At 70.1% G+C, this 8,586-nt stretch carries 8 protein-coding genes; 2 read left to right on the forward strand and 6 right to left on the reverse strand.

Annotated features, from left to right (window positions below; genetic code table 11):
- Positions 1 to 136: 136 nt before the first annotated feature.
- The gene (locus ACFTQE_RS13180) at positions 137 to 2,719 is read left to right on the forward strand and encodes a penicillin acylase family protein (RefSeq protein ID WP_376925502.1); all 2,583 of its coding nucleotides are present in this window, start codon (positions 137 to 139) and stop codon (positions 2,717 to 2,719) included.
- A 60-nt stretch (positions 2,720 to 2,779) separates the two neighbouring features.
- On the opposite strand, the gene ACFTQE_RS13185 is transcribed toward ACFTQE_RS13180, so the two are convergent.
- The 5 genes from ACFTQE_RS13185 to ACFTQE_RS13205 all read right to left on the reverse strand — a co-directional run bounded on the left by ACFTQE_RS13185 (position 2,780) and on the right by ACFTQE_RS13205 (position 6,577).
- Positions 2,780 to 4,090 (reverse strand): citrate synthase, encoded by a 1,311-nt coding sequence (locus tag ACFTQE_RS13185; protein ID WP_375837374.1) that lies wholly within the window; start codon positions 4,088 to 4,090, stop codon positions 2,780 to 2,782.
- 183 nt (positions 4,091 to 4,273) lie between these two features.
- Complete coding sequence (dapC, locus tag ACFTQE_RS13190; RefSeq protein ID WP_376925503.1) at positions 4,274 to 5,389, reverse strand: succinyldiaminopimelate transaminase; 1,116 nt, start codon at positions 5,387 to 5,389, stop codon at positions 4,274 to 4,276.
- Between the two features lie 2 nt (positions 5,390 to 5,391).
- Positions 5,392 to 5,712 carry a ferredoxin gene (gene fdxA, locus ACFTQE_RS13195; RefSeq protein WP_056658762.1) on the reverse strand — a complete coding sequence of 107 codons (321 nt, stop codon included), beginning with the start codon at positions 5,710 to 5,712 and terminating at the stop codon, positions 5,392 to 5,394.
- Between the two features lie 38 nt (positions 5,713 to 5,750).
- Positions 5,751 to 6,131 (reverse strand): hypothetical protein, encoded by a 381-nt coding sequence (locus ACFTQE_RS13200; RefSeq protein ID WP_376925504.1) that lies wholly within the window; start codon positions 6,129 to 6,131, stop codon positions 5,751 to 5,753.
- A complete protein-coding gene (locus tag ACFTQE_RS13205; RefSeq protein WP_376925505.1) occupies positions 6,128 to 6,577 on the reverse strand; it encodes a hypothetical protein in 450 nt (149 codons plus the stop codon). Before ACFTQE_RS13205 ends, ACFTQE_RS13200 begins: the two co-directional genes overlap by 4 nt.
- Before the next feature lie 155 nt (positions 6,578 to 6,732).
- On the opposite strand from ACFTQE_RS13205, the gene ACFTQE_RS13210 reads away from it, so the two are divergent.
- Entirely contained in the window at positions 6,733 to 7,542 is an 810-nt protein-coding gene (locus ACFTQE_RS13210; protein ID WP_376925506.1) for an enoyl-CoA hydratase/isomerase family protein, read from the forward strand.
- Positions 7,543 to 7,551: 9 nt separating this feature from the next.
- Here the strand turns inward: ACFTQE_RS13210 and ACFTQE_RS13215 are convergent, their stop codons facing one another.
- Positions 7,552 to 8,226 carry a M23 family metallopeptidase gene (locus ACFTQE_RS13215; protein WP_376925507.1) on the reverse strand — a complete coding sequence of 225 codons (675 nt, stop codon included), beginning with the start codon at positions 8,224 to 8,226 and terminating at the stop codon, positions 7,552 to 7,554.
- Between the last annotated feature and the right edge of the window lie 360 nt (positions 8,227 to 8,586).

The following is an 8,586-nucleotide window of genomic DNA, read 5'->3' on the forward strand; positions in this document are numbered from 1 at the left end:
CGCGGCTCGGGCCTCGCGGGTCGTGCCACATCACAGCCCTGCAACGACCGGTCGCAACTCCCGCCGTCTCGGCTACAGTTGGTGACTCGGGCCGCCACGGGGCGGCCCTCCCGCTTGCGCATCACGAAGGAGTGACGTGGGTACCGACGCACCGCGAACCAGTCGGCATCGGGCGATGCGGTTCGTCATCGGCCTGCTCGTCACCGTGCTCGTGCTCGCGGTCGTCGCGGCCGGACTCGGCTGGTGGACGGTGCAGCGATCCTTCCCGACGACGAACGGTGCGATCGACGTTCCGGGGCTCGGCGCCGAGGTGACCGTCATCCGCGATGATGCCGGCATCCCGCAGCTCTACGCGGAGACCGACCACGACCTGTTCTTCGCGCAGGGGTACGTGCACGCGCAGGACCGCTTCTGGGAGATGGACTTCCGTCGACACGTCACGGCCGGCCGACTCGCCGAGATGTTCGGCGAATCTCAGGTCGGCACCGACACGTTCATCCGCACCCTCGACTGGCGGGGCATCGCCCAGCAGGAGTACGACGCGCTCGGCGAGGTGCCGAAGGCCTACTACGATGCCTACGCCGACGGCGTCAACGCCTACCTCGACGAGCGCAGCGGCGCCGACCTCTCGCTCGAGTACGCGGTGCTCGGGCTGCAGAACCCCGGCTACTCCCCCGAGCCGTGGTCGGGCGTCGACTCGATCGCGTGGCTGAAGGCCATGGCCTGGGACCTGCGCTCGAACCTCGGAGACGAGATCGACCGAGCGATGCTCTCGACCGTGCTCCCGGCCGAGGAGGTCGCGCGCCTCCACCCCGACTTCTCCTGGGACACCATGCCCACCATCGTCGGCGGCCAGCCCGTGGCGGCGACCGCCGCCCTCTCCACGACGCCGATCCCCGGCGCAGCCGACACGATCGAGACCGATGCCGCCGCGGCATCCGCGCCCGGATCCAACTACGTCGCCGCCCTCGCCACGCTGAGCGCCGCGATCGACGGCGTACCCGAACTGCTCGGCCCCGAGGGCGGCGACATCGGCTCGAACTCCTGGGTCGTGGGCGGCGCGCTGACCGAGTCGGGCCTGCCGCTCCTCGCGAACGATCCGCACCTCGGGCCGGCGATGCCCTCGATCTGGACCCAGATGGGGCTGCACTGCGTCGAGGTCACCGAGGCATGCGGATTCGACGTCGCCGGGTACTCGTTCTCGGGCCTGCCCGGCATCGTCATCGGGCAGAACCAGTCCGTCGCCTGGGGCTTCACGAACCTCGGACCCGATGTCGCCGACCTGTACCTCGAACGCGTCAGCGGCGACACCTACGAACTCGACGGCGTGCAGATGCCGCTCACGATCCGCGATGAGGTGATCGAGGTCGCGGGCGGCGACCCCGTCACGATCACGGTCCGCTCGACGGCACGCGGTCCGATCGTGACCGACATCCGCGACGACTTCGGCGATGTCGGAGCACAGTACCCCGCGGCATCCGGCCAGCCCGAAGGCGACTACGCCGTGTCACTGCAGTGGACCGCGCTGACGCCCGGCACCACCGCCGGCGCGATCTTCGCACTCGACCGGGCACAGGACTGGGACGGCTTCCGTGCCGCCGCTGCGCTCTTCGACGTGCCGGCGCAGAACCTCATCTACGCAGATACCTCGGGAAACATCGGCTATCAGGCGCCCGGCCGCATCCCCGTGCGCAAGGCCGGCGACGGCACGCTGCCGCTGCCCGGCTGGACGAGCGAGAACGGCTGGTCGGGCACGATCCCGTTCGACCAGTTGCCCTCGGTGCTGAACCCGCCCGCCGGGTACCTCGTCACGGCCAACAACGCGGCCGCCGGCCCCGACGGTCCGATGCTGACGAAGGACTGGGACTACGGCTACCGCGCTGCCGGCATCGACCGCCTGATCCGCGAACGCATCGACGCCGGCGAGAAATTCACGGTCGACTCGCTCGCCGAGATCCAGCTCGACACCGGTGACGCCAACGCCGATGCACTCCTCCCGGTCATCGCGTCGCTCGATCTCATCGGCGACGCCGGTCGCGGAGCCGACCTCCTCCGCGGCTGGGACGGCAGCGCCGACGCCGACAGCGCGCAGGCGGCCTACTTCGCCGTGTTCTGGCGCACCCTGCTCGGCGACATGTTCGGCGGGCTGCCCGAGTCGACGCAGCCGCAGGGCGGCGACCGCTGGTTCAGCGTCGTCGGCACGCTGCTCGACGAGCCCGAGTCCACGTGGTGGACGAACGACGAACTCGACGTCGCCGGCCGCGACGGGATGATCGCGCACGCCCTCGGTGCCGCGTGGGCCGAGTCGACCAACCGCATGGGGTCGAACACGGACTCCTGGCGCTGGGGCCGCCTGCACACGCTGACCCTCACGAACCAGAGCTTCGGCGAATCCGGCATCGCGCCCATCGAGTGGCTGTTCAACCGCGGCCCGTACGAACTCGGCGGCGGCTCGGCCGTCGTGAACGCGATCGGGTGGGACGCGAGCATCGGCTACGGCGTCGACTGGGTGCCGTCGATGCGCATGGTCGTCGACCTGGCCGACCGCGACGCCTCGCGCTGGATCAACCTGACGGGCGCCTCCGGTCACGCATTCCATGCGAACTACGCCGACCAGGCCCCGCTCTGGCAGCACGGCGAGCTGCGCGACTGGGCGGTCAGCAGCGAGGCGATCGAGGCCGACGCCCGTAACACCCTGACGCTGAACCCCGCCGGCTGACCCGCACCACGACGACGCCGGCCCCGCCCGAAGGCGGAACCGGCGTCGTCGTGGTGCGGATCAGACCGAGGGGTAGTGCCGCTCGGCCTCGCCGATGTAGAGCTGCTGCGGGCGCCCGATCTTCGTCTGCGGGTCGACGTTCATCTCGCGCCAGTGCGCCATCCAGCCGGGCAGGCGGCCGATCGCGAAGAGCACGGTGAACATGCGCGTCGGGAAGCCCATCGCCTTGTAGATGACACCCGTGTAGAAGTCGACGTTCGGGTAGAGACGACGCTCCTTGAAGTAGTCGTCCTGCAGGGCGAACTGCTCGAGTTCCTTCGCGATGTCGAGCAGCGGGTCGGCGACGCCGAGGCCGGCGAGCACCTCATCGGCCGACTGCTTGACGATCGTCGCGCGGGGGTCGTAGTTCTTGTAGACGCGGTGCCCGAAGCCCATGAGCTTCACGCCGTCTTCCTTGTTCTTCACGCGCTCGACGAACTTCTCGACGCCTTCGCCGGAGTCGCGGATGCGGGCGAGCATCTGCAGCACCGCTTCGTTGGCGCCGCCGTGGAGCGGGCCCGAGAGCGCCTGGATGCCCGCGGAGATCGAGGCGTAGAGGTTCGCGCCGGTCGAGCCGACGAGGCGGACGGTCGAGGTCGAGGCGTTCTGCTCGTGGTCCTCGTGCAGGATGAGGAGCCGGTCGAGCGCCGTCGAGAGCACCGGGTCGACCTGGAACGGTTCGGCCATGTTGCCGAAGTTCAGCTTCAGGAAGTTGTCGACGAACGACAGCGAGTTGTCGGGGTACAGGAACGCCTGGCCGATCGACTTCTTGTGCGCGTAGGCGGCGATCACCGGAAGCTTCGCGAGCAGGCGGATCATGGTGAGCTCGACCTGCTCGGGGTCGTTCGAGTCTGTCGAGTCCTCGTAGTAGGTCGAGAGCGCCGACACCGCGCTCGAGAGCACCGACATCGGGTGCGCCGTGTGCGGCAGCGACGAGAAGAAGCGCTTCAGGTCTTCGTGCAGCAGCGTGTGATGCCGGATCTTCTCGTCGAACTCGCCCAGCTGATCGGCCGTCGGCAGCTCGCCGTAGATGAGCAGCCACGCCACCTCGAGGTACGTCGAGTTCGCTGCGAGCTCTTCGATCGGGTACCCGCGGTACCGCAGGATGCCCTGCTCGCCGTCGATGTAGGTGATCGCCGACCGCGTCGACGCGGTGTTCACGAACCCGTAGTCGAGCGCGGTGAGCCCGGTCTGCCGGGTCAGCGTCGAAACGTCGATGCTCGAGTTGCCCTGCACCGCACGGTGGACGGGCAGTTCGGCGGTGGTGCTGCCGAACTTCAGGGTCGCGGTCTGGGGGGTCTCCCCAGCCGCATTGTTCACGACGTCGCTCACGGCGCCTCCTGTGATCGTCACTTGCGCGGTCACCTGCTTTCCGGTCGTGGCCCTCAGGGCGGCCGCGGTCCGAATACAGCCTAGACGGGCTCCGAGCACACTGTCGCACCCGCCAACAGATCATCCTATCCGTTGGCGAGAGTCACAGCCGACGGGGTCGTTCCAGCCGCCATCGCCCGGATGTCAGGCGGTAGCGGCGGCCCGGAGCCGCTCGGCCGCAGCCGCGATGCGCTCGTCGGTCGCCGTCAGCGAGAGTCGCACATGCTCGGGGTGGTGCACCCCGTAGAAGTGGCCGGGGCCGGCGACGATGCCGAGGTCGGCGAGCCTGCCGATCGACTCCCACCCGTCGCGCCCCTCGCTCGCCCAGAGGTAGAGCCCGGCCTCGCTGCGGTCGATGCGGAACCCTGCGGCCTCGAGTGCGGGCTTCAGCAGTTCGCGCCGCGCGCGGTAGCGCGCCTTCTGTTCGCCGACGTGCACGTCGTCGCGGAGCGCCGCGATCATCGCGGCCTGCAGCGGCTGCGGGAGCATGAGCCCCGCGTGCTTGCGCACGGTCGTGATGCGCCCGATGACGCTCCGGCAGCCCGCGATGAAGGCCGTGCGGTAACCGGCCATGTTCGACTGCTTCGACAGCGAGTAGGCCACGAGCGTGTTGCGACGGCTGTCGCCGACGACGCGCGGGTCGAGCAGGCTCGGGATCGGGGCATCCGCCCACTCGCCCTCCCACCCGAGCTCCGCGTAGCACTCGTCGCCGACGATGATCGCGTCGAGTTCGAGCGCCCGCTCGCGCGCCGCGCGCAGCTCGTCGATCGTGAGCACTCGCCCGTCGGGGTTGCCGGGGCTGTTCAGCCACACGAGCTTCGTCTCGGCGGGCCACTCGGCCGGGTCGTCGGAGGCCATCGACGTGGCGCCGACGAGCACGGCGCCCATCTCGTAGCTCGGGTACGCCGCTCGGGGGTGCACGACGACGTCGCCCTCGCCAAGCCCCAGAAGGAACGGCAGGAGCGCGACCAGCTCCTTGGAGCCCACCGTCGGCAGCACGTTCGCCTCGGTGAGCCCGGTGACACCGCGCCGGCGGGCGAACCAGTCGATGATGGCGCCGCGCAACTCGTCGGTGCCGGTCGTCAGCGGATAGGCGTGGGCATCGCTCGCGTTCGCGAGCGCTTCGCGCACGAGCGCCGGCGTGGGATCCACCGGCGAGCCGATCGACAGGTCGACGACGCCCCCGGGGTGAGCCGCGGCGCGCTCACGGAACGGCGCCATGAGGTCCCACGGGTAGTCGGGCAGTTCGCCGCGAGCCATGCTCAGTGGGCCTGGGGAGGGAGCACCGCGATCACGGGGTGGTCCTTCGGGATCACGCCGATCTTGGCGGCACCGCCGGGCGAGCCGATGTCGTCGAAGAACTCGACGTTCGCCTTGTAGTAGTCGGCCCACATCTCGGGCAGGTCGTCTTCGTAGTAGATGGCCTCGACGGGGCAGACCGGCTCGCACGCACCGCAGTCGACGCATTCGTCGGGGTGGATGTAGAGCGAGCGCTCACCCTCGTAGATGCAGTCGACAGGACATTCGTCGATGCAGGCGCGGTCTTTGACGTCGACGCACGGAAGGGCGATGACATAGGTCACGGTGTTCGCTGTCCCTTCGAAAGGCTCGGGGTCCCAGTCTATGCGTCGCGCGGACGGGTCGACGGCAGCTTCGGCCACGCGACGACGAGCACCGCGATGAGGGCGGGCGCGACCGACCAGACGGTGCCCGTCAGATCGCCGACGATGAGCACCGAACCACCCGGCCCCGGCAGCGTGAGCACGGCGACCGCGACGATGACACCTGCCCCGGCCGCCGCCGCGGCCCACCGGCCGCCGGCGACGAGACGGATTCCGACGAGGAGCGCTGCGACGCCGATGAGCGCGGCCGCGAGGCCCCACGGGATCGAGACCTCGCCGATGCTGAGCGACGCTCGATGCCCGACGGTGCCGAGCGCGCCGTAGACGAGCCCGACCAGGAAGGCGACGACGATCGTGCCGAGACTCGTTCGACTCGTCATTTCGGCTGCTGGGTGACCGTGTACGAGACGACGTCGCCGTCGCCGGCGAGCAGCACGATGTACTCGCCGTTGGAGTACACGACGGCGCTCGCGGTGTCACCGTTCAACGTGGTGTCCTCGGTGAAGCCTGCGGCTTCGAGCTTCGCGGCAGCGTCGGCGACGGGATCTGCCGCGCTCGACGTGACCATCACGACCCAGCCCTCGCTGGCCCCGGCGCCCGCGGCGAAGCTGATGTCGCCGTCGATGAGCACGACAGATTCGGGGAAGTCGGCGGGCAGTTCGCCGTTCAGGCTGACGTCGCCGCCGGTGGCGCCTTCGATGGCGTCTTCGACGCCCTGGTTGACGAGGTCGCCGGGATTCGGGAAGCAGCCCGAGAGCATGGTCACCGCCAGTACGGCGATCGCCGCGGCGCTGCCCGCCCGACGGAGGGTGATGGACTGTCGCATGGCCGGCTCCTCGTGTGCAGCGATCTGGGAGATGGGGCGGGCCGGCACCACGCGGCATCCGATCGCCCCGTTCGGAATTCTACCGCCCGGCCATCGCGAGGCGATGGCGTAGCGTGGGCCGGGACACGGAACGGACCGTGCGGAGAGGACCGATGATGGCCGAGCCCAGCACTCAGGAGAACCGGCCCGACGTGCGCGTCGAGCGCGACGGCAGTCTCGCGATCGTGACGATCGACCGCCCGCAGGCGTTGAACGCCCTCTCCCCCGACGTGCTCGCGTCACTGCTCGGCGCATTCGAGTCCCTCGCCGCGGAGGGCAGCGCCGTTCGCGGCGTGCTGCTCACCGGGGCCGGCGGGCGCGCCTTCGTGGCGGGCGCCGACATCCGCGCGATGGCGGGGCTCACACCGGAGCAGGGCGAGGAGTCGTCACGACTCGGCCACCGGGTGGCCGCGGCGATCGAAGGACTCTCCGCCCCCGTCATCGCGTGCGTCGACGGCTTCGCGCTCGGCGGCGGCCTCGAGCTCGCGCTCGCCTGCGACTTCATCTATGCGACGGATGCCTCGAGCTTCGGTCAGCCCGAGGTGCACCTGGGCCTCATCCCCGGCTTCGGCGGCACCGTTCGGCTTCCCCGCGCGGTCGGGCTCGCCCGCGCCAAGGAGCTCATCTACACGGGCCGCCGCATCGACGCGGCCGAAGCGGTCGCGGTCGGGCTGGTCGTGCGGTCGTTCCCCGACCGCGAGTCGCTCTTCGCGGGCGCTCGAGCGACGCTCGACGAGGTCGGAGCGAACGCCGCGCCGGCCGTCGGCCTCGCCAAGCGCGTGCTCGTCGACGCCGCGGGCCGCCGCACCGAGTCGGCGAGCGACCTCGAGGTCACCGCCTTCGGCGACGCGTTCCGCACTCACGACATGCGCGAGGGCGTCGCCGCCTTCATCGAGAAGCGAGACCCGGCCTTCACCGGCGCCTAGTTCGCCGGATCAGCCGATCCGCGCCGACAGCCAGGCGAAGCCGTCGAAGCGCGCGCCGTCGCCGCCGAACATCTCGAGGTGCAGGTGCGGGCCGGTCGACTGACCGGTCGTGCCCACGACTCCGAGCTGCTGACCGGCGGTGACCTGCTGCCCGACCGAGACGGCGATCGAGCCGAACTGCATGTGCGCGTACGAGCTCGTGATGAGCTCGCCGCCGATGTTGTGCTGCACCTCGACGTTGACGCCGAGTCCGCCGCCGTTCTCGGTGGCGAGCACGACGACGCCATCGGCGATCGACATCACGGGCGTGCCGTTGCCGGGGGTGAAGTCGACGCCGTCGTGGAAGGTCGAGCATCCGGCGCAGGGTGCCGAACGCGGCCCGTAGCCGCCGCTGCGCTTCTCGGGGGTCTGCACCGGCCAGACGATCGTGTCGGTGTCGATGAGCTGCACGCTGCCGAGGCTCGCGACCTCCGACGTGATGGGCGGCGGTGCGACCTCGACGTCGTACTGCTCGGCGGCGAGCTCGGACATGATGCCTTCGCTGCCGACCTCGACGGTCTGGGGCGCGTACTCGATCGTGTCCTCGGCCGGCGCGTAGACCGAGGCGCGGGCGATGGTGTCGGTCGCGGTCACGGCCAGTGCGGGAACGCTCGTGGCGACCATCATGGCGCCGGCGAACGACATCGCGATCACGGAGAGGACCGGCTGGAGCGTCGCAGCGCCGGAGCGAGCAGCGCCCGTGCGGGCGAAACGGTTCCGGAGTCCGGCGAGGCGGCCGGTGCGAGGAGCGGGGGTGGGGCGGGCAGGGCTTGAGGTGGCCGCGCGGCGGCCGTGCTTGGGGGGAGTCATATGGGGGTGCGTTACGTATTTTCTGAGTCAGGTTCGAGACAACCTCAGCTACGGTACGCACCGACTCTGGGAAGAACCTCCGATGCACATGCATATTCCCCCGGAAGCCGTGAGAGCGGTCTCCCCCAGTCAGGACGCGAGAGGACGGGCAGAACGCGAAACGAGCGGATGCCCCGTGGTCGTTCGACCCCGGGG

The sequence above is a fragment of the Agromyces sp. NPDC056965 genome (genome assembly GCF_042673425.1).
Classification (GTDB): domain Bacteria; phylum Actinomycetota; class Actinomycetes; order Actinomycetales; family Microbacteriaceae; genus Agromyces.